The sequence below is a fragment of the Rhodococcus sp. IEGM 27 genome, from assembly GCF_033142305.1.
Lineage (GTDB): Bacteria > Actinomycetota > Actinomycetes > Mycobacteriales > Mycobacteriaceae > Rhodococcus_F > Rhodococcus_F oxybenzonivorans.
This window is the reverse complement of record NZ_JAWLSG010000002.1, coordinates 393,182-413,281: the sequence shown is the minus strand read 5'-3', so window position 1 is coordinate 413,281 and position 20,100 is coordinate 393,182. Positions and strand designations below refer to the sequence as shown.

Annotated in this window: 17 protein-coding genes; 11 read left to right on the top strand and 6 right to left on the bottom strand. The window is 65.8% G+C overall.

Translation table 11 applies throughout. From position 1 onward, the window contains the following. Positions 1 to 110: 110 nt before the first annotated feature. Complete coding sequence (locus R4P95_RS08325; RefSeq protein ID WP_005240831.1) at positions 111 to 305, top strand: hypothetical protein; 195 nt, start codon at positions 111 to 113, stop codon at positions 303 to 305. A 104-nt stretch (positions 306 to 409) separates the two neighbouring features. On the opposite strand, the gene R4P95_RS08320 is transcribed toward R4P95_RS08325, so the two are convergent. Then, positions 410 to 2,185: a DEAD/DEAH box helicase gene (locus R4P95_RS08320; RefSeq protein ID WP_397517640.1), complete on the bottom strand. Its 1,776-nt coding sequence runs from the start codon at positions 2,183 to 2,185 to the stop codon at positions 410 to 412. A gap of 216 nt (positions 2,186 to 2,401) precedes the next feature. On the opposite strand from R4P95_RS08320, the gene R4P95_RS08315 reads away from it, so the two are divergent. Continuing rightward, positions 2,402 to 3,628 carry a YihY/virulence factor BrkB family protein gene (locus R4P95_RS08315; protein WP_317746582.1) on the top strand — a complete coding sequence of 409 codons (1,227 nt, stop codon included), beginning with the start codon at positions 2,402 to 2,404 and terminating at the stop codon, positions 3,626 to 3,628. Here the strand turns inward: R4P95_RS08315 and R4P95_RS08310 are convergent. Beyond that, the gene (locus tag R4P95_RS08310; RefSeq protein ID WP_213571768.1) at positions 3,601 to 3,837 is read right to left on the bottom strand and encodes a DUF3039 domain-containing protein; all 237 of its coding nucleotides are present in this window, start codon (positions 3,835 to 3,837) and stop codon (positions 3,601 to 3,603) included. The genes R4P95_RS08315 and R4P95_RS08310 overlap by 28 nt on opposite strands. An 86-nt stretch (positions 3,838 to 3,923) precedes the next feature. On the opposite strand from R4P95_RS08310, the gene R4P95_RS08305 reads away from it, so the two are divergent. The 3 genes from R4P95_RS08305 to R4P95_RS08295 all read left to right on the top strand — a co-directional run bounded on the left by R4P95_RS08305 (position 3,924) and on the right by R4P95_RS08295 (position 6,925). Further along, entirely contained in the window at positions 3,924 to 4,277 is a 354-nt protein-coding gene (locus R4P95_RS08305; RefSeq protein ID WP_109330675.1) for a DUF3099 domain-containing protein, read from the top strand. 30 nt (positions 4,278 to 4,307) lie between these two features. Beyond that, positions 4,308 to 5,786: a methyltransferase gene (locus R4P95_RS08300; RefSeq protein ID WP_317746581.1), complete on the top strand. Its 1,479-nt coding sequence runs from the start codon at positions 4,308 to 4,310 to the stop codon at positions 5,784 to 5,786. A gap of 167 nt (positions 5,787 to 5,953) precedes the next feature. Further along, on the top strand, positions 5,954 to 6,925 hold the full coding sequence (locus tag R4P95_RS08295; protein ID WP_109330679.1) for a sigma-70 family RNA polymerase sigma factor: 972 nt from the start codon (positions 5,954 to 5,956) through the stop codon (positions 6,923 to 6,925). 79 nt (positions 6,926 to 7,004) lie between these two features. Here R4P95_RS08295 and R4P95_RS08290 read toward each other — a convergent pair whose 3' ends face one another. Then, positions 7,005 to 9,680 (bottom strand): GNAT family N-acetyltransferase, encoded by a 2,676-nt coding sequence (locus R4P95_RS08290; protein ID WP_317746580.1) that lies wholly within the window; start codon positions 9,678 to 9,680, stop codon positions 7,005 to 7,007. Then, positions 9,673 to 10,944, bottom strand: a complete 1,272-nt coding sequence (locus tag R4P95_RS08285; protein WP_213571765.1) for an acetoin utilization protein AcuC — start codon at positions 10,942 to 10,944, stop codon at positions 9,673 to 9,675. The genes R4P95_RS08290 and R4P95_RS08285 overlap by 8 nt, the downstream gene beginning before the upstream one ends. A 167-nt stretch (positions 10,945 to 11,111) precedes the next feature. Between R4P95_RS08285 and R4P95_RS08280 the strand changes: the two genes are divergently transcribed. After that, the gene (locus R4P95_RS08280; RefSeq protein ID WP_109335161.1) at positions 11,112 to 11,801 is read left to right on the top strand and encodes a metal-dependent transcriptional regulator; all 690 of its coding nucleotides are present in this window, start codon (positions 11,112 to 11,114) and stop codon (positions 11,799 to 11,801) included. A gap of 3 nt (positions 11,802 to 11,804) precedes the next feature. Then, positions 11,805 to 12,797 carry a UDP-glucose 4-epimerase GalE gene (gene galE / locus R4P95_RS08275; protein ID WP_317746579.1) on the top strand — a complete coding sequence of 331 codons (993 nt, stop codon included), beginning with the start codon at positions 11,805 to 11,807 and terminating at the stop codon, positions 12,795 to 12,797. A gap of 8 nt (positions 12,798 to 12,805) precedes the next feature. On the opposite strand, the gene R4P95_RS08270 is transcribed toward galE, so the two are convergent. After that, entirely contained in the window at positions 12,806 to 13,939 is a 1,134-nt protein-coding gene (locus R4P95_RS08270; RefSeq protein ID WP_213571763.1) for a DUF4192 domain-containing protein, read from the bottom strand. Positions 13,940 to 14,101: 162 nt separating this feature from the next. Beyond that, positions 14,102 to 14,764, bottom strand: coding sequence for a DUF5642 family protein (locus R4P95_RS08265; RefSeq protein ID WP_411567406.1), 663 nt, complete (start codon positions 14,762 to 14,764; stop codon positions 14,102 to 14,104). A gap of 247 nt (positions 14,765 to 15,011) precedes the next feature. Here R4P95_RS08265 and R4P95_RS08260 point away from each other — a divergent pair, with 247 nt between their 5' ends. The 4 genes from R4P95_RS08260 to R4P95_RS08245 all read left to right on the top strand — a co-directional run bounded on the left by R4P95_RS08260 (position 15,012) and on the right by R4P95_RS08245 (position 20,098). Next, the gene (locus tag R4P95_RS08260) at positions 15,012 to 15,173 is read left to right on the top strand and encodes a hypothetical protein (protein ID WP_159926358.1); all 162 of its coding nucleotides are present in this window, start codon (positions 15,012 to 15,014) and stop codon (positions 15,171 to 15,173) included. A 228-nt stretch (positions 15,174 to 15,401) separates the two neighbouring features. Further along, positions 15,402 to 16,370 (top strand): proteasome assembly chaperone family protein, encoded by a 969-nt coding sequence (locus R4P95_RS08255; protein ID WP_213571760.1) that lies wholly within the window; start codon positions 15,402 to 15,404, stop codon positions 16,368 to 16,370. 145 nt (positions 16,371 to 16,515) lie between these two features. Then, positions 16,516 to 17,553, top strand: a complete 1,038-nt coding sequence (locus R4P95_RS08250) for an alpha/beta fold hydrolase (RefSeq protein WP_109330693.1) — start codon at positions 16,516 to 16,518, stop codon at positions 17,551 to 17,553. A gap of 40 nt (positions 17,554 to 17,593) precedes the next feature. After that, positions 17,594 to 20,098 (top strand): DEAD/DEAH box helicase, encoded by a 2,505-nt coding sequence (locus tag R4P95_RS08245; protein WP_213571758.1) that lies wholly within the window; start codon positions 17,594 to 17,596, stop codon positions 20,096 to 20,098. Positions 20,099 to 20,100 lie beyond the last annotated feature (2 nt).

Here is a 20,100-nt window from a genome sequence, read left to right as displayed (position 1 = left end):
CAACGCGTAAACCGCAAACGTCTGACAGAGTAGATCCACCGCGCCACCCCGACGCGGCGGACCAAGGCCCCAGGCACTCGGCACCAGTCGAAAGCCAGTACGGAGGAGTCATGCCCGGAACACTGACCAGCCCCCCGTTGACCGCAGCCGACCGGTGCGACCGGTGCGGTGCGGGAGCCCGCGTTCGCGCGGTACTTCCGACCGGAGGAGAGTTGCTCTTCTGCGGTCACCACGCCAACGAGCACGCAGACCGTCTTCGCGAGATGAACGCCACGATCGTGTCCGAAGCCGAAGCTGCAATCTGATTCGTCAGCCCGGGTGACCCGTCCCAGGCTCACCTCTTCAGACCGAGAGACCGGCGAGTGCCTGCACTCGCCGGTCTCTTCTGTGTCGCCCACATGTGCACGAGCTACCACTGGCGCAGGGTGGCGATCCGATCGGTCAGCTGCTCGACCGTGGCAATGGCCGTCGGCGGTCCACCACAGACTCGGCGCAGTTCCCCGTGAATGGTGCCGTGCGGCTTTCCTGTCCTGTGGTGGTGCATCGCGACGAGACTGTTCAACTCGCGCCGGAGCTGGGCGAGCTGCCCCGCTGCTGCCACCCGCTCGGCGACCTGTGGGACTGGTGGCGCAACGACGGGCGGGGCCTCCGGCTTGCTGATCTGCTCCTGCTGGCGTTGACGAAGTAGCGCGCGCATCTGCTCGGCGTCGAGCAGCCCCGGCAATCCCAGGTAATCCGCCTCCTCGTCCGAACCCGAGAAGGTCGCCGTCCCGAAGGACGAGCCGTCGTAGATCACCTGATCGAGTTCCGCGTCGGCGCCGATCGAGGTGAACGCCTTCTCGTCCTCCCCGAGCTCGTCCTTCTGCTTGTTCGCGTCGGCGAGAAGGTCGTCGTCGAACCCTTCCTTCTCCCGATGCGGCTTACCCAGTACGTGATCTCGCTGTGCCTCGAGCTGGCTGGCAAGGTCGAGGAGAACCGGCACCGACGGAAGGAAGACGCTGGCGGTCTCACCCTTGCGCCGCGACCGCACGAACCGTCCGATCGCCTGCGCGAAGTAGAGGGGGGTGGACGCACTGGTGGCGTAGACACCGACGGCCAAGCGGGGAACGTCGACACCCTCGGACACCATCCGGACGGCGACCATCCATTTTTGGGTACTTGCGCCGAATTCCGCGATCCGTTTGGAGGCCGTGGGGTCGTCCGAGAGCACGACGACCGGTTCTTCGCCGGTCACGGCCGTCAAGGTCTGGGCATACGCGCGGGCAACCGTCTGATCGGTGGCGATGACGAGTCCGCCCGCGTCGGGCATGCCACCCGCACGTAGCTGTCCGAGCCGGGTGTCGGCGGCGTGCAGCACAGCCGGAATCCAGTCACCGGCAGGGTCGAGCGCGGTCCGCCAGGCACGCGCAGTCTGTTCCGCGCTGAGGGGCTCGCCCAGTCGAGCCGAGAATTCCTCGCCCGCGTTGTTCCGCCACCGGGCCTCACCGGAATATGCGAGGAACACCACCGGCCGGACGACTCCGTCGGCGAGCGCATCGGAATATCCGTACGAGTGATCGGCCTTCGACCGGAGAAGCCCCTCTCGGTCGGGTTCGTACGTGACGAAAGGAATCGCGCTGTCGTCGCTTCGAAAGGGCGTTCCGGTCAGCGCAAGGCGGCGCGTGGCATCACCGAACGCCTCACGGATCGCATCTCCCCAGCTCTTCGCGTCACCGCCGTGGTGGATCTCGTCGAGGATCACCAGCGTGCGCCGGCTCTCGGTGCGCACCCGGTGCTTGAACGGGTGGGAAGCCACCTGCGCGTAGGTGACCACCACACCCTGGTAATCACTCGAGGTCTGCCCGGTCGAGTTGGAGAAGTACGAGTCCAGGGCGATCCCGTTACGGGTTGCCGACTCGGCCCACTGGTGTTTGAGGTGTTCGGTGGGTGCGACCACCGTCACCTGGTCGACCGTGCGGTCCCGCAGCAGTTCCGACGCCACCCGCAGCGCGAACGTCGTCTTACCGGCACCCGGTGTTGCGACAGCGAGGAAATCGCGCGGACCGGTGGACAGGTATTTGGCCAGGGCACGACGCTGCCAGGCGCGCAGTGACCCCGCCGCCGGTCGAGCTGGTTCGGACTGAGCGAGATATGCCTCGGTGCCCACTATCTGCGCCGCCCCGGGACCTACGGTCTCAGCACTCACTGGCGACCCTCCGCTGACATGGCACTGTTTGCTGCACTCCTCGTGTGTCCGTCCGACGTGTTCCGGTCCAGCCCCGCGGGTGCTGTCCGTCAAGGAGCCTAGCGTCCGAGTCCGACTCGAACCGCATTCGCGGCGTCCGGCAGCGGCAGATTCTTTGCGACACGAGGAAGGCAGCGGTGGGCAACCTGGCGTGTCGTCAGGGATGCTGGAGGAATCATGAGCGAAACGCGCGCGAAGGCGTCGGACAAGGGCGCCGCCCGACACCGAGCGCGGTGGCATCCGCTACACCGGACGCTGAGCGTGATCACGCACACAGCGAGCCAGGCGTGGGACGACTCGATCTTCGCCAAGGCGGCGACCGCTGCGTTCTGGCAGACCCTCTCGCTGCCCCCGCTCCTGCTGGGACTGCTCGGGATGCTCGGTTACGTGGGGGGATGGTTCGGGCCGGACACTGTCGACATCATCCAGTCCAAGATCATCACCTTCAGTGGAACCGTATTCAGCGACAGTGTGGTCGAGGAGATCATCCGCCCCACTGTCGGCGACGTGTTGCGTCAAGGTCGCCCGGAGATCGTCTCCCTGAGTTTCCTGCTGTCGCTGTGGGCCGGGTCGTCCGCGATCTCGACGTTCGTGGACTCGATCGTGGAGGCACACGGGCAGCAGGAGGCACGCCACCCCGTCTGGCAGCGGGTGTTCGCGTTGTTGCTCTACGTCGCTTTTCTCGTCCTCGCGGTGTTCACCCTGCCGCTGGTGGCGCTGGGACCTACCCTTGTCGGCCAGGTCCTGCCCGAGGCGTGGCGCACCATCGGAACGGAAATCGTGGACACGTTCTACTACCCGGGTGTCGGATTGCTCATGATCATCGGCCTGACAACCTTGTACAAGGTGGCGCTGCCGAAGTCGCTGCCCTGGCACCGCCTGCTCGGCGGCGCACTCGTGGCGGGAGTCTTCTTCCTGGCCGCCAGCACGGGCCTGCGGCGGTACCTGAGCTGGGCGACCGGTACCGGATACACGTACGGGGCGCTCGCCGCCCCGATCGCGTTCTTGCTCTTCACGTTCTTCCTCGGTTTCGCCGTGGTTCTGGGCGCCGAGTTCAACGCAACGATTCAGGAGTTCTGGCCGGCCCGCGCGACTCGCATCGATCAGATGCGGGACTGGATCGCCGCCCAAGCCGATAGCCCCTCGGCGGGTCCGGTGACCAACCTCACCCGCCGCATCGCCACGGGACCGATCAACATCATCGGCGACCGCAATCGGCAAGGCGGAAGACATGAGGCCTCCGACGGGGACGCCACACCAGACCGTCCCCGAGACGGCAGCCCGGGAGAGGGCAGCCCTGAGAGCACCGGCCCGGAAGACGGGGTCCTACGGGACGAAACCCCCGCGTCCCCCGGTCTGCGTGAACCGTCGACGCCTCATTCGCCCTTGCGCAACCCCTCGTAGATCTTCTTGCAATCGGGGCAGACGGGTGATCCCGGCTTCGCGGACTTGGTGACCGGGAAGACCTCACCGCACAGCGCGACGACGTGCGTGCCCATCACAGCGCTCTCGGCGATCTTGTTCTTCTTCACGTAATGGAAGAACTTCGGGGTGTCGTCATCGGTCGACTCGTCAGTGGTGACGTCGGGCCGTTCCTTTGTTTGAGTGCTCACCCCTCAATAATGCCGCAACGGCCCAAGGATCCCACCCCCACGACCCGCCGTGTGCATTTGCTCCTCGACAGTGGAACAGTGGAGGCATGGCCCGAAGTGCAGGGTTCGGCGCATCAGGCGAAGCCGGCTCACCGAACAACCCGGTTCTCATCACCGAAGCGGCGCGATCCATCGAGGATCAGCACCGCGCGCGTGTCCGCAAGTACTTGATCATCATGTCGTTCCGCTTCCCTGCACTTATTTTCTCGGCGGCGGCCTACGGCATCTGGGGCAATGCCTGGATCTCCATGGCGATCATCGGTCTGTCCATCCCGTTGCCGTGGATCGCAGTCCTCATCGCGAACGACCGGCCCCCGCGCACCAAGGACGAACCGAGTCGGTACGACCATCGAGACACCACCGCTCTGCCTGCGCCGCCGCACCGAACGATCGAAGGCTGACACCGGAGCGCGACCTGCAACAATGCACCGGTGAACCGCAAAACGCTGCTGTCGATCTGCGCTCCCCTGCGAGAAGCTCTCCTTCGCAACCGGTATGACACCGACACCCTGCTCGACACGCTGGGCCCGGACATCCATGCCGCACTGGGCCGCAACGAGCCCGTCCCGGTCCGGCGGGCAAGCGCGAGCTGCGGTGAACTCGGAACACTGATCCGGTTGTTCCTTCTCGGCGACGACTGCCCGACCGCCGAGGTCGCGGCCGCACTCCACCCGCTGAGCGTCGAGTCGGCGGTCGACGCGGGTCTCCTCGAGAGCGATGCCGGTGTCGTCCGCGCGGCACTGGACCTCCGGCCCATCGATACCGGCACCGGAAATCGGTGGGTGCTTTCGGACCTCGACGGGTCGATGCGCCCCCGCGAGACTGCGGTCGATCACGTCATCGGGGTGGGCCACGCCTCTCTGTCCTTGTTGCAGGCCACCCCGGCGGCGCCCGTCGGGTCTCTCCTCGACGTGGGAACGGGGTGTGGCATCCAGGCCCTGCACGGAACGACCTATGCGCAGTCGGTCACCGCAACCGACCTGAATGTCAGGGCGGTGGATCTGGCAGCCGTCACGATGGCCCTCAACGTAGAGGAGGTCGAACTGCTGACCGGGTCGTGGTTCGAGCCGGTGGAGGGCCGCACTTTCGACCAGGTCGTCGCGAATCCGCCATTCGTCGTCAGCAGAGCGACAGTGGGCCACACGTATCGCGACTCCGGCCTCGACCTCGACGGTGCGAGCCAACTGATGATTTCCCGGTCTCCCGACTACCTGGCTCCCGGCGGCACCGCCGCGCTCCTCGCGTCCTGGGTCCACGTCGCGGGAGAGGACTGGCGGAGCCGGGTGGCGTCATGGTTGCCCGCACACGGCATCGACGCGTGGGTGGTCCAGCGGGACGTGGCCGACCCAGCCCTCTACGTGGGCACCTGGATGCGCGACGGTGGACTGGACACCAAGGATCCCTCTGCCGCTGCGACGGCCGAGCAGTGGCTCGATCACCTCGAGAGTGCCGATGTCGAGGGAGTCGGATTCGGGTTCGTCTACCTGCGTCGGACCGACGCGCCCAGTGACCTCCTGGCCGAGGATCTCACGCACGGTTTCGACGATCCGCTGGGGGCGGAGGCGCTCGCCTACTTCGACCGGGTGGCGTGGTTGCGCGAGAACGACGTGCTCACGGCCCGCTTCCACGTGCAGGAGAGCACAGCGCTCGAGCGGGTTTTCCTCCCCGGTGAGGAGGGGTGGACTCAGGTGGTCGCACGACTGCATCGCGGGAACGGTCCCGCATGGCAGCACGAGATCGACGACCTGGTCGCCTCCCTCGTCGCGGGAATGCGGAGCGACGGTCTCGTTCTGGGAGAACTGATCGATCTCCTGGCTGCCGCCCACGACATGGTTGCCGCCGACCTCGCCGAGTCGGCGATACCGCTCGTGCACTCTCTCGTGCGGCACGGTTTGGTGCTGCCGGTGTAGCCGCTGGGGTTCCGTGCGGTTCCCCCTTATACGTGTTCTCAGCAACTTCTCAGGACCGAACGCACGAAGTCGCAGGTCAGAGCCCTCCTACCGAAAAGTGTCCGGGAACTTTCCGTGCCCGTCGGAGCGTTGTTCCCTATGAGACACCACCGATGAGGAGGCAAGTCATGACAAGCCCCAGCACCACTACTCGCATTCGCCCCAGCGCCGCCGATCTGGACGCCCAGAGCCCGGCTGCCGACCTGGTCCGCGTCTACTTGAACGGGATCGGCCGCACCGCTCTGCTGACTGCCGCAGACGAGGTGGAGCTGTCCAAGCGAATCGAGGCTGGGCTGTACGCCGCGCATGTTCTCGAGACCGGCAAGCGACTGTCCCCCGCGAAGAAGCGAGACCTTGCGACGATCGTCCGCGACGGACAGTCGGCCAGGGCGCACCTGCTGGAGGCGAACCTTCGCCTCGTCGTGTCGTTGGCCAAGCGCTACACGGGCCGCGGCATGCCCTTGCTCGACCTCATCCAGGAAGGCAACCTGGGCTTGATCCGGGCGATGGAGAAGTTCGACTATTCCAAGGGTTTCAAGTTCTCGACGTATGCCACGTGGTGGATCCGTCAGGCGATCACCCGGGGCATGGCCGATCAGAGCCGCACCATCCGGCTGCCAGTGCACCTCGTCGAGCAGGTGAACAAACTCGCCCGCATCAAGCGTGAGCTGCACCAGCAACTCGGCCGTGAGGCCACCGACGACGAACTGGCGGAGGAGTCGGGCATTCCGGCCCACAAGATCGCGGATCTCCTCGACCACAGCCGCGACCCGGTAAGCCTGGATATGCCGGTCGGCAACGACGAAGAGGCTCCTCTGGGCGACTTCATCGAGGATTCGGAAGCCACGTCGGCGGAGAACGCGGTCATCGCCGGTCTTCTGCACAGCGACGTTCGCAGCGTTCTGGCCACTCTCGACGAACGCGAGCAGCAGGTGATCCGCCTGCGGTACGGACTCGACGACGGTCAGCCGCGCACCCTCGATCAGATCGGCAAGCTCTTCGGGCTCTCACGCGAGCGGGTCCGCCAGATCGAGCGTGAAGTGATGGGCAAGCTTCGTCAGGGTGATCGCGCGGAGCGGCTGCGTTCCTACGCCAGCTGATCCTTCGCTCTGCACCGACTGATTTGTGTCTACCCGCTGCCGGTGCCGGTCTTCGAGACCGGCGCCGGCAGCGTCGCATCTAACGGAGCCTGCGTGGCCCCAGGTCGGCGAAACTCGGTTCCGGACCGATGCGCACCCGTGAGTCGGTGACCTGCGCGCCCTCGGCGGACGCGAGTACGGGTTCGCAGGCCAGTTCCCGTACCTCGGGGAGGTCGTCGGCGAGCGCGGAGATCCGCTGGACCAGATCGACGAGCGCCGACTTGTTCACGGGCACCGCACTCCGGTAGCCCGACAGCAGCGGTGCAGCCTTCGGCGCATCGATCAGTTCGGTAGCCGCGTCTTCGGTGAGGGGCAGCACCCGGTACGCGCGGTCCCCGAGGAGGTCGGAAATCACGCCGGCGAGCCCGAACGAGATGAGTGAGCCGAACGACGGGTCGTCCTGCACGCCGACCACGCAGCCGATTCCCTTCGTCGCCATTCGCTGCACGTGAAGGAGGGGTTCACCGGATGCCGCGGCCAGGTCGCGGTACGCCAGCCGAACGGAGTCGGGGCCGACGAGGTCGAGCCGCACACCCCCGAGGTCGGGGCGGTGGCGCCACTGCTCACCGGTCGCTTTCACCGCCACCGGGTAGCCGAGTTCGTCGGCCGCGGCAACAGCTTCTTCCTCGGTGGTGGCCGAGCGGAACTCCACCACCTCGACTCCGTAACACGCGAGTAGTTGCGCCGCCTCGTAATCGGACAGCCACCGCCCCGACGACGTGGACAGCCAGGTGTCCACCATCGCTTTCGCCTTCTCGGGGTCGATCCCGGCGGGTCGCACGACCTTGGATGCGGGTTTGCTCTTCCACGCGGCATACCGCCAGGCGCGCGCAAGCGCCAGCGCGGCCCGTTCCGGTCCCGGATAGGACGGCACCGAGCCACGCGTGGGATGTCCGTCCTCGCCCCGCACCGCGAGGACGTCCGGGACGCCCTCCGCTGCGAGGAACGTGGTCAGAACCGGCTTGTCGGCATCGCGGACGGCTTCCTTCAGCGCCTGGGCGAACGGCTCGACAGGTATGGCCACGGGCGGAACGAAGACCGCGATGACCGCGTCGACGTCGGCCGAGGACAGCGCCGTGCGCACGGCACTGGCGAATTCGTCCGGTCCGGCCTGCGGTCCGAGGTCGACCGGGTCGCCGACGTGCAGGCCTTCGCTGCGCGCCGCGTCAGCGGCCAGCACCCCCAAGGCGGTGGAATTTCCGACCACAGCGAGCCGCGGCCCCGCAGGCAGCGGTTGATACCCGAACAGGAGGGCGCAGTCGAACAGCTGGGAAATCGACCCCACCTGCACGACACCGGCCTGCTCGAACAGTGCCCGCACGATCGAATCGTCCATTTCGACACCCGTGGCCGCCAGGGCCGGGGGGACCGCGTGCCGGCCACTTTTCACCGCGACGATCGGCTTGTTGCGGGCGACGCGGCGAGCGATGCGCGAAAACTTCCGTGGGTTGCCGAAACTTTCGAGGTAGAGCAGGACCACCTCGGTAGCAGGATCGGAATCCCAATACTGCAGGAGATCGTTACCCGAGACGTCAGCCCGGTTGCCGGCCGAGACGAACGCAGACAAGCCGATTCGACTACGGGCGGCCTCGTCGAGGATGGCGATTCCGAGCGCACCGGACTGGCAGAAGAATCCGACGTTGCCAGGGCTCGGGAGCACGGGCGCCAGCGTGGCGTTGAGGGACACCGTGGTGTCGTTGTTGGCCACTCCGAGTGCGTTGGGCCCGATGAGCCGCATCCCGTGCGCCCGCGCCGCGTGTACGAGTCGCCTCTCGGACTGCTTTCCGTCGAGCCCGGTTTCGCTGAATCCGGACGAGACCACGACGAGCGCTTTGACGCCTTTGTCGAGGCAGTCGTCGAGAACCGCGCTGATCGACTCGGCAGGGACGGCGACCACGCCGAGATCCACCTCGTCGGGAATGTCGCGGACGGTCGGGTAGGCCCGCACACCCTGGACGGAACGATGCTCGGCATTGACCGGGTACACGGGGCCGGTGAACCCGGCCCGCAGCAGGTTGGTGAGCACGGCGTGCCCGACCTTGGCACTGTCTGTGGAGGCACCGATCACCGCAACCGACCGCGGACTGAGCACGTTCCGCATGCTGCGCGCCTCGGCCGCCCGCTCCCGGGAATTGCGCACCGAGACCATGGCTTCGGTGGGGTCGATCGCGAACTCGAGTTTGAGCACTCCGCCCTCGTAGCTGCGACTGACCTGATAACCCGCTTCGCGGAACACCGTGACCATGTTGCGGTTCTCCGCGAGGACCTCGGCGACGAACATGGTGAGCCCGTTTTCTGCTGCGGCCCCGGCGAGATGCTCGAGGAGGATCGGCCCGAGTCCCCGTCCCTGGTGCGCGTCGGCGACGACGAATGCCACTTCCGCCGACTTGCCGTCACCCTCACCGACGAGCCGTTCGTACCGCCCGACGGCGATGATCTCGTCGCCGAGCACCACCACGAATGCCACCCGATTCTTGTGGTCGACGGTGGTGAAGTGCACGATGTCGCGTTGGGACATGGTGGGGTACGGGCCGAAATAGCGTAGGTAGCGGGTACGTTCGGACAACTTCGCGTGAAACGCGACGAGCTTCTCGGCGTCCTCCGGCACGATCGGCCGCAGCGCCACCGCGCCGCCGTCCGCTGCCAGCACATCGACCACCCAGTGATGCGGGTAGTCGTGCGCCGAATCGGGAGCGCCGTCCGTCGATTCAGTCACGAGGATCCTCCGGATCGAGGCCGAGTAGCGGGAAGCAGGCCCGGCGGGTGGCGATGACTGCGGAGTCGATGCGGGTCAGTGCGCGGTCGACCGAAGCGTTTCCTGTTTCCGGTGTGCCTCCCGGTCCATCCCAGGGGAGGTAGGCGACCTCGCCACCGTCACCCATCGTCTCGGGTAGGTCGACACTGGGTGCGAGCGCAGACGCTTGCTCGCGCCACACCTCGGGTACTGCGGTGCCGGTGTCGATCTCGCGGTCCAGGGCCGCGGCGATGAGGTGTGTCCACGACCGCGGAACCACCCGCACGAGCCCGTAGCCGCCGCCGCCCACAGCCAGCCAGCGACCCTCCGAGTACCGATCCGCAAGGTCACGCATCGCGAGAAACGCTGCACGCTGACCGTCGACCGTCAGTGACAGGTCGGCGAGCGGATCCTCACGGTGGCTGTCGACACCACATTGGCTGATCACGATCTGCGGGCGGAACGCCGCGATCGCCCCGGGAACGATGGCGTGAAACCCTCTGAGCCACAGTGCATCCACCGTGCCCGGAAGGACCGGAAGGTTGATCGAGGTACCCTCCCCCGCCCCCTCGCCCACTTCGCTGGACCACCCGGTATTGGGCCACAACGTCGCAGGATGCTGATGCAACGAAATGGTCAGTACACGTGGATCGCCGGCAAAAGCGTGCTGGACACCGTCCCCGTGGTGCGCGTCGACATCGATGTAGGCGATGCGGTCGAACCCGTTGTCCAGCAACCAGGAAATGGCGATGGCGACATCGTTGTACACACAGAAGCCGGACGCCCAGCCGGGCATCGCGTGGTGCATTCCCCCGCCGATGCTCACCGCCCTGCGTGTGCGCCCCGATGCGATTTCCTTGGCCGCAGCGAGAGAGCCGCCGGCGAGGATGGCACTCGCCTCGTGCATCTGCGGAAACACCGGATTGTCCTCGGTACCGAGCCCGTACGGCGCGTCCGCGCCGAGCACGCCCGAGGCTTGCGAGTGCCCGGCCTGCTTGACCGCCTCGACGTATCCGGGGGTGTGGATGCGCAGAAGATCTGCGTCGGCGGCCGCGTCGGGGCGAACCAACTCCACACCCTCGAGCGTTCCCAACGCACGCGCGAGCGACATGGTGAGCTCGAGCCGAGTGGGATTCATCGGGTGGTCCGCACTCCACCGGTAGCTGAGATAGTCCGGACTCCACACGACTACACGGTTCGATACCACTGCAGCCGAATCCTCCCCGGAACTGAACGACGCGGTCATGAACTCACGCTACTGGTCCTCCGCAGACCGTGCGAGCAGACCCCTCCCGCGGCCCGGGGACCGCGCGAGCAGACCCCTCCCGGGGCCCGGCTGAGCGCGCTCCGGGAGGGAGCGCGCCGGTGAGGGCCGATGACCGGTAGAATCGGCAAGGACGAAGGGGTGTGAGTGTGAAGGATCTGGTCGACACCACGGAGATGTACCTCCGGACGATCTACGACTTGGAAGAAGAGGGCGTCGTCCCACTTCGAGCACGGATTGCCGAACGACTGGAGCAGAGCGGCCCGACGGTGAGCCAGACCGTCGCCCGGATGGAACGCGACGGCCTTCTCCTGGTCGCCGGTGACCGCCATCTGGAACTGACGGAGAAGGGGCGCGAACTTGCGGTGTCGGTCATGCGCAAGCACCGACTGGCGGAGCGCCTTCTGGTCGACATCATCGGCCTGAAGTGGGAAGAGGTCCATGCCGAGGCGTGCCGCTGGGAGCACGTCATGAGTGAAGAGGTCGAACGGCGGCTCGTGGAGGTGCTCAACAACCCCACCACGTCGCCGTACGGAAATCCGATTCCCGGACTCGCCCTGCTCGGCCTCGAACGCCCGGTGGACGCGCCGGAGACACTCATCCGTCTCACGGACGTTCCTCCCGGTAAGCCGACAGCTGTGGTCGTGCGGCGCCTCGCCGAGCACGTTCAGTCGGATCCCGATGTCATCGGTCAACTGCGTGAGGCAGGCGTGGTTCCGGACGCCCGCGTGACGGTCGAGACCAAACCGGGATCGGTCACGATCACCGTGCCCGGTCACAGCGGATTCGACCTTTCCGAAGAGATGGCGCACGCCGTCCAGGTGAAGGTCCAGGGATAGTCGATGAAACTTCTCGTCACCGGCGGCGCCGGTTATGTCGGCAGTGTGTGCAGCACCGTGTTGCTCGAGCGGGGACACGAGGTCGTCATCATCGACGACCTGTCCACGGGCAATGCCGACGCGGTGCCGCTCGGTGCCGAGTTCATCGAAGGTGACGTCGCCGACGTCGCCGTGGATGTCCTCGGGACCAGCGGAACTCCCCGGTTCGACGGTGTGCTGCACTTCGCGGCCCAGTCGCTCGTCGGCGAGTCCGTGGAGTACCCGGAGAAGTATTGGCGCGGCAACGTCGTCACCACTCTCGAACTCCTCGAAGCCATGCGGCATTCGGGAACGCGGCGGCTCGTCTTCTCCTCGACGGCCGCCACGTACGGTGAGCCGGAGCATTCGCCGATCACCGAAGCGGATCCGACCCGTCCCACGAATCCATACGGAGCCACCAAACTCGCCATCGACCATGCCATCACGTCCTACGCAGTGGCGCATTCGTTCGCCGCGACGAGCCTGCGCTATTTCAACGTGGCGGGCGCGTACAAGTCGGTCGGCGAAAACCGGGTCGTGGAAACGCATTTGATCCCTCTTGTGCTTCAGGTCGCACTCGGCCAACGCGAGAAGATTTCGATGTTCGGAACCGACTGGCCCACGCCGGACGGGACCGCGGTCCGCGACTACATTCACGTTCTGGATCTGGCCGAGGCGCATCTGCTCGCGCTCGAGTCGTCCATCGACGGCCGTCACAGAATCTACAACCTCGGCAGCGGTGCGGGATTCAGTGTCCGCGAGGTGATCTCGGCCTGTGCCCGGGTCACCGGACTGCCCATCCCGGTGGAGGACGCACCGCGCCGAGCCGGCGACCCAGCGATTCTCGTCGCGTCCAGTGACCGCGCCATCGCGGAACTCGGGTGGCGGCCGGAACACACCGATCTCGATGAGATCGTCGCCGACGCGTGGGCCTATCTGCAACAACTCGGCGACAGGTCCCACGCGGCGCGGCGATGATGCTGTTCTCAGGTGTCGATCGGCGGCGGCAGGGTGACGCCGATCTTCCGCGCTGAGTCGTAGCCGAGACCGGCCAGTTCCCGAACCGACGCCGGCCGAAGTCCCGACTGCAAGGCGTTGTCCAGGAGCGCGGCCAGTGCATGGTCGGGATCGGATTCCAGTGCCGCGCAGAAGGCAACGCCGGCCAGCGGTCCGTCGCCGCGTACGTACGCGCTGTACCCGAGAAGGGCTGCTGCGGTGGCCCGTTCGGGATCGGGAAGATGACGTGCCAGCAGAATCCACAGTTGTTCGGCATCGTCGGCATATGCGCTGACGGCGAGCGCGAGAAGACTGTCGCGAACAACCAGATTGTCCAGCGCCAGGGCCAGCTCGACATATTCGTGCGCGGCCACTCCCTGTCCCGAATGCAACCGTGCGATGTGGGCCAGCACGAATTCCAGTTCGCGGCGATCACCCCGGGTGTCGATGCGTCCCACGAATCCGCCTCTCGGCGCGGCGGATTCGCGAACATCGTCGAGGAGTTCGGCGATGCGGACCCGCTCGCCGACCGGACCTGCCTCTACGGTCGCTTCCAGATCCTCACGGGACGACCGGATCACCCGGCCACTGACGACCTGCGCCACGGCGACATGAGAGGCCGCCGGATCCGACTGCACACCGTATCGTCCCCCACCCAGCAGTCCGAACCACCGGTTGCCGGCGCCGATGTCGGCGGTCACGAAGACATCGAGCAGTTCGGTGGACGTCCGATCCAGGAGGTCCTCGAATTCCGACACGATACTTGCCACTTCGGCCCGTGACGTGTCCGTAGGATCCGCGAATCGGTCGTCGACGAGGACGACCAGCACGCCCGTGGCCTGTTCACGCTCGCATACCACAGCGAATTGGTCCACGGCCGCGTACATGGGTGCAGTCGGTGTATCACCGCCTCCGAGCACGAGGTCGTGCCTCATCACGGCCCCGACCGTCGAATCATCCGTCAAACACACGGCCACAATGGACCGTTCCGGACGGAAGCCGAGGAGCGCGGGGATCGCGGCGAGGAGGTCGCCGGGATCGCACAGGCGGAGCTGCTCGGGTGGCAAGAAGTGTCGGCCGGTGGGGTCGGAACCGGACCTGTGTGGAAACGCGGACGTCGTCATGCACTTGACTCTGAACGCGCACCGGAGCCCCCGAATTCACCGACCAGCGACAATGGGTCGGGCTGTGGATGAGCGGCAGGTTGTGGACAAACGGGCAGCCGAGCCGGACGAATGCGCTGTGGACCCGCGCAGGGTGTCGGAGCCGTGTGCTAGCTGCCGCGCTCAGCCTGACCGAACCTTCTGCACCGCTTTCGTGAACACGTCGTCGAGCGCCGAGGTGTCTGCCGTGGCGTGTCCGAAGGACATGAACGTTGCCGACACACGGACATCTCCTACCTGCGCGATCAACGTGAGCATCGACTGCGTGACCTTGTCGCCGTCACTGCCGGATCGAACCGTGCGGCGCAGGGCCAGCGTGTCGTCCGCTCGAATCGGCGGGGCAGGCATGATGTCGGTGGCGACGGTCGATTCGGCACCGCTGGCCGTTACGGTCATCTCACCGCAGTTCGCAGTCTGCTGCTCGAGTTCGTCGAGCGGTGTGTCTGTCTTGGCGAGCTCCACCGTGATCGTCGACCGGCTCGCGTTGTCGGTGCCCACGGCCATCACCGTTCCGGTCGGCCCGTAGTCCTGGGTCGGCGGAGCACACTCCGACGGATCGACGACGGCGTCCTGGGGAACACCCGCGAGATCCGGTGCGGCCATCGACACAGCGTGCGGCGGCAACACGATCGCCAGATATTTGGACGGGAAGTCGGACGGCTCCAACAACAGTGCCGACAAACCCTTGCCGGAGGGCACTCCGGCCGCGATGCTGCTCGAGGGCTGAGCCACACCCGGGACCTCGGACGCGCATGACGCGAGCGCCCCGGCTACCGCGGCAAGCACAGCGACAGGAACGAGGACCGCGCTTCGACACGTCGTACGCCGCGAACTCACCGTCGACCTCCCGTACCGCTGCTGGCGGCTCGTCGCGAGCCTTTTCCGCCACTCTGCCAGACGCCCGCAGTGCCCTCGGGGAGGCAGAGCGCTCAACTTCGCGCGGGCGATGGGCCCGCGGATTCGACACCTCGTTACCCGCGTCCACGCCATTTTCCGAGAGGAGCTGCCATTGTCCTGGGCGTATCGTGAAAAGATGAAGACCAAATCGGTTCAATACGAGCTCGCCCGGCGATTGGCCGAGCGGGATCAACTGAACGTCGACATCCTCGAACTCGAGGGTCGACTCGCACGAGCACAGCGCCGACTTCACGAGTTGTCCACCGAAATCGCTTCGCTGGGGCACGTCGAGCACTGAGTGACGCTCATCCGCCCAGGAGCGCGGATGCCGTTCGCGGCGACCTGCCCACACCACGCTGGGCATGGGATCTCGCTGTGGGCGAACACGGAAACGGGGTACACGGGAATTATCCGTTGCCTTCGAGGCGTTCCCCCGAAGCAGACCTCCGCGAAGAATGTCCGACGTATCGATGCCGGAGACGATAGGGGACACTGGAGGTCACGCACGAAGGAGATGAGGTCTGTGATGGACGAACAGTCGAAGATGTACGAGCTCGAGTTTCCCGCGCCGCAGCTGTCCTCCGCGGACGGGCAGGGACCGGTGCTGATCCACGGACTCGAAGGTTTCTCCGACGCGGGCCACGCCGTCAAACTCGCAACAACGCACCTCCGGGAGAGCCTCGAGAGCGAATTGGTCGCCTCCTTCGCGGTGGACGAACTGGTCGACTATCGCTCACGTCGCCCGACCATGACTTTCAAGTCCGACCACTTCTCGGACTACGACCAGCCGGAACTGAATCTGTATGCCCTGAAGGACACGGCGGGGACCCCCTTCCTTCTGCTGGCCGGAATGGAGCCCGATCTGCGGTGGGAACGCTTCACCACTGCGGTTCGCCTGCTGGCAGAACAACTCGGTGTCCGGCGCACAGTAGGCATCAACGCGATCCCGATGGCGATTCCGCATACTCGGCCGCTGGGAGTGACTGCTCATTCGACCAACAAGGAATTGATCAAGGACCACCAGCGCTGGGCAGGCGAACTTCAGGTACCCGGCAGCGCGTCGTCGTTGATCGAGCTACGGATGGCTCAGCACGGTCACGAATCGGTCGGGTTTTCCGTTCACGTTCCGCACTACCTTGCGCAGACCGACTACCCGGGGGCGGCCGAAACCCTCCTGGAGAATGTTAGTGAGGTCACAGATCTTCAGCTGCCCCTCAACGCGCTCGGGGAGGCAGCCGCACGGGTGAAGGAACAGGTCGACGAGCACATCGCGGGTAACGAAGAGGTCCAAACCGTGGTTCATGCCCTCGAGCGTCAGTACGATGCCTACGTAACGGCCCAGGAGCAGCAGTCGAGCCTGCTGGCCAGCGAGGAAGACCTTCCGAGCGGGGACGAATTGGGGGCCGAATTCGAGCGTTTCCTTGCCGAGCAAGCGCAGCAGGACGGCCATGGAGAGCGGTCCGATGGCGAGTCCGGAACAGCGGGCGGAGCCTGACGGAAAGGCGGCTGTGCGGCCGCCACCCGGCGGCTGTGCGACCGCCCTGATCAGTTGTTCACCGGACGCCCGTGCAATAGCGTCGAACCGAAGCGGATGATTGAGAGGTCAACATTCGGGAAGTTCACCTAGTTCAGGAGGCGACATGAGCGACACTCGCATTCGTAAGCTCAGGCCTGTTCCCGACGCCGAAACCCGCATGATGTTTCGCACCATCCACGGATACCGTCGCGCGTTCCGCATGGCCGGTGAGGGCCCAGCCCTGCTCCTGATCCATGGAATCGGGGACAACTCGTCCACCTGGACCGAGATCATCCCGCATCTGGCCCGCAACTACACAGTCATTGCACCGGACCTTCTCGGTCACGGACGCTCCGACAAGCCCCGCGCCGACTACTCCGTGGCGGCCTACGCCAACGGCATGCGCGATTTGCTCTCGACCCTCGGCATCGACAACGTCACCGTCATCGGGCACTCACTCGGTGGCGGAGTAGCCATGCAGTTCGCCTACCAGTTTCCGCAGATGGTCGACCGATTGGTCCTGGTCTCTGCCGGCGGCGTCACCAAGGACGTCCATCCCCTGCTCCGCCTCGCGTCGGTCCCGATCCTGAACGAGGCACTCAAACTGCTGCGCATTCCCGGAGCAATGCCGACGGTCCGGCTGCTCGGCAATGCGATCGGCCAGCTCAACGGAACCAGGCTCCGCCCCGGCGCGATCCTGCACGACACCCCGGACCTCGTCCGCGTGCTCGCCGAGCTGTACGACCCCACGGCGTACGAGGCGTACCTACGCACGCTGCGCGCGGTCGTCGACTGGCGCGGTCAGGTGGTCACCATGCTCGACCGGTGTTACCTGACCGAGAACCTCCCGGTGCAACTCATCTGGGGCGACCAGGATGCGGTCATCCCGGTCGCTCACGCCCACCTCGCTCATGCCGCCATGCCGGGTTCACACCTCGAGATCTTTCGCGGTGCCGGTCACTTCCCGTTCCGGGACGACCCGATGCGCTTTCTGCGCACCATCGAGAAGTTCCTCGCCGGCACTCGTCCGCTGGCATTCGACGAGGCCAGATGGCGGCAGATGTTGATTTCCGGTGTCGGTGAGGGAACGATCACCGGCAGTGCGTCCACCCGAATGGCTGTTCTCGACGCCATGGGTTCCGACGAACGCAGCGCTACATAGGCGCGAGAGTGGCGCGCTGCTGTACGGCTAGCCTGTAGCAGTGCTTCTTCCCGACCTTCTCCCCGAAGACGCGGATCCTGATTCCGTTTTCGACGCCTTCACCTCGTGGACCGAAGATCGAGGTCTGCGGCTCTATCCCGCCCAAGAAGAGTCGATCATGGAGCTCGTCTCCGGCGCCAATGTGATCCTGGCGACGCCCACCGGATCCGGCAAGTCGATGGTCGCGGTCGGTGCGCACTTCTTCGCCATGGCCACCGGGAAGCGCACCTTCTACACCGCCCCCATCAAGGCCCTGGTGAGCGAGAAGTTCTTCGCGCTCTGTGAGGTGTTCGGCGCAGAGAATGTCGGAATGATGACCGGTGACGCCGCCGTCAACTCCCGGGCGCCCATCATCTGCGCGACCGCAGAAATCGTCGCGAATCTCGCCCTACGTGAGGGACCCGACTCCGACATCGGGCAAGTCGTTATGGACGAGTTCCATTTCTATTCCGAGCCGGATCGTGGCTGGGCGTGGCAGGTGCCACTCATCGAACTGCCCCACGCCCAGTTTCTCTTGATGTCCGCCACCTTGGGTGAGGTCGACTTCTTCTCCACCGACCTCACGAGGCGCACGGGCAGGCCTACCACCGTCGTCGCCGGTACCGAGCGACCCGTTCCGCTGATGTTCTCGTATGCGACCACCCCGGTGAGCGAGACCATCGAAGAACTGGTGACCACCAATCAGGCTCCGGTATACGTCGTGCACTTCACCCAGGCCGCGGCGCTCGAACGTGCCCAAGCGCTGACCAGTGTGAACTTCTGCTCCCGCGCCGAAAAGGATGCCATCGCCGAGGCACTCGGCGGCTTCCGATTCACCACCGGCTTCGGCAAGACCCTCTCCCGCCTCGTGCGGCACGGTATCGGTGTGCACCATGCGGGGATGCTGCCCAAGTACCGCAGGCTGATCGAGAAGCTGGCCCAGGACGGACTACTCAAAGTGATCTGTGGCACCGACACACTGGGGGTGGGCATCAACGTGCCCATCCGCACCGTGCTCCTCACCGGCCTGACCAAGTTCGACGGCAGCCGCACGCGCCACCTGCGTGCGCGCGAGTTCCATCAGATCGCGGGACGTGCCGGCCGCGCGGGGTACGACACCCTCGGCACCGTCGTGGTCCAGGCCCCCGAGCACGAGGTCGAGAACCTGCGGGCACTGGCCAAAGCCGGCGACGACCCGAAGAAACGTAGGAAGGTCCAGCGTAAGAAGGCACCGGACGGATTCGTCTCGTGGAGCGAGGCCACGTTCGACCGCCTCGTCGCAGCCTCACCCGAGCCGCTGATCTCACGGTTCTCGGTATCGAACTCCATGCTGCTCAATGTCATCGCGCGACCCGGCAACTGTTTCGCCTCGATGCGGCATCTCCTCGAGGACAACCACGAATCGCGGCCCGCGCAGCGTAAGCACATCTTGAAGGCACTGTCGCTGTATCGCGGGTTGATCGACGCGGGCATCGTGCAGCGCTTGGACGAGCCGGATGCCGATGGGCGGATGGCCCGCCTCACGATGGAACTGCAACGGGACTTCGCTCTGAACCAACCGTTGTCGACATTCGCGCTCGCGGCGCTGGAACTACTCGACGCGGAGTCGGAATCCTATGCGCTCGACGTTGTCTCGGTCATCGAGTCGACCCTCGACGACCCGCGGCAGGTACTCATGGCGCAGCAGCATGCCGCCCGCGGCGAGGCTGTGGCGCAGATGAAGGCGGACGGAATCGAGTACGACGAGCGCATGGAACTCCTCGAGGAGGTCACGTGGCCGAAGCCGTTGTCCGATGTACTGTTCCCGGCGTTCGAGATGTATCGCGGTGGGCATCCGTGGATTTCGGAGTTTGCGCTGTCACCCAAGTCGGTGGTCCGCGACATGGTCGAGCGGGCAATGACCTTCGCCGAGCTCGTCAGCCACTACGGACTGGCACGGTCCGAGGGACTGGTCCTGCGCTACCTCGCCGACGCCTATCGCGCCTTGCGGCAGACGGTTCCGACGGAAGCTCGGACGGAAGAACTCGACGATCTCATCGAGTGGCTGGGTGAACTCATCCGCCAGGTGGATTCCAGCCTTCTCGACGAGTGGGAATCACTTACCGATCCGGGCGCGGAAGGTGACGTTCAGCAGGTCGCGTTCGGTGCCGACGTCCCACGACCCATTTCCGCCAACGAACGTGCGTTCCGGGTGATGGTGCGCAATGCGATGTTCCGGCGCATCGAGCTGGCGTCACGGCGACGGTGGTCCGAGCTCGAGGCGCTCGGCGACGGCATCGACGCGTACGAGTGGGAAGAACAGCTCCTCCCCTACTTCGACGAGTACTCCACCGTGGGCACCGGACCCTCCGCGCGTGGACCCCAGCTCTTCCAGGTGGAGGTGGCCCCCGAGTTCTGGCGCGTGCGTCAGGTCCTCGAGGACCCGCAGGGCGATCACGGCTGGGCCTTGACCGCCGTCGTCGATCTCCCCGAGTCCGATGCCGCCGGAGAAGTGGTGTTCGACGAACTCAGCATCGTCGAGGGCTAGCG

What these genes read in the sequence shown, in the direction of transcription:
- R4P95_RS08325 (WP_005240831.1), top strand. Translation starts at nt 111, where the DNA reads ATGCCCGGAACACTGACCAGCCCCCCGTTGACCGCAGCCGACCGGTGC.
- R4P95_RS08315 (WP_317746582.1), top strand. Translation starts at nt 2,402, where the DNA reads ATGAGCGAAACGCGCGCGAAGGCGTCGGACAAGGGCGCCGCCCGACAC.
- R4P95_RS08305 (WP_109330675.1), top strand. Translation starts at nt 3,924, where the DNA reads ATGGCCCGAAGTGCAGGGTTCGGCGCATCAGGCGAAGCCGGCTCACCG.
- R4P95_RS08295 (WP_109330679.1), top strand. Translation starts at nt 5,954, where the DNA reads ATGACAAGCCCCAGCACCACTACTCGCATTCGCCCCAGCGCCGCCGAT.
- R4P95_RS08285 (WP_213571765.1), bottom strand. Translation starts at nt 10,944, where the DNA reads ATGACCGCGTCGTTCAGTTCCGGGGAGGATTCGGCTGCAGTGGTATCG.
- galE (WP_317746579.1), top strand. Translation starts at nt 11,805, where the DNA reads ATGAAACTTCTCGTCACCGGCGGCGCCGGTTATGTCGGCAGTGTGTGC.
- R4P95_RS08270 (WP_213571763.1), bottom strand. Translation starts at nt 13,939, where the DNA reads ATGACGACGTCCGCGTTTCCACACAGGTCCGGTTCCGACCCCACCGGC.
- R4P95_RS08260 (WP_159926358.1), top strand. Translation starts at nt 15,012, where the DNA reads ATGAAGACCAAATCGGTTCAATACGAGCTCGCCCGGCGATTGGCCGAG.
- R4P95_RS08255 (WP_213571760.1), top strand. Translation starts at nt 15,402, where the DNA reads ATGGACGAACAGTCGAAGATGTACGAGCTCGAGTTTCCCGCGCCGCAG.
- R4P95_RS08250 (WP_109330693.1), top strand. Translation starts at nt 16,516, where the DNA reads ATGAGCGACACTCGCATTCGTAAGCTCAGGCCTGTTCCCGACGCCGAA.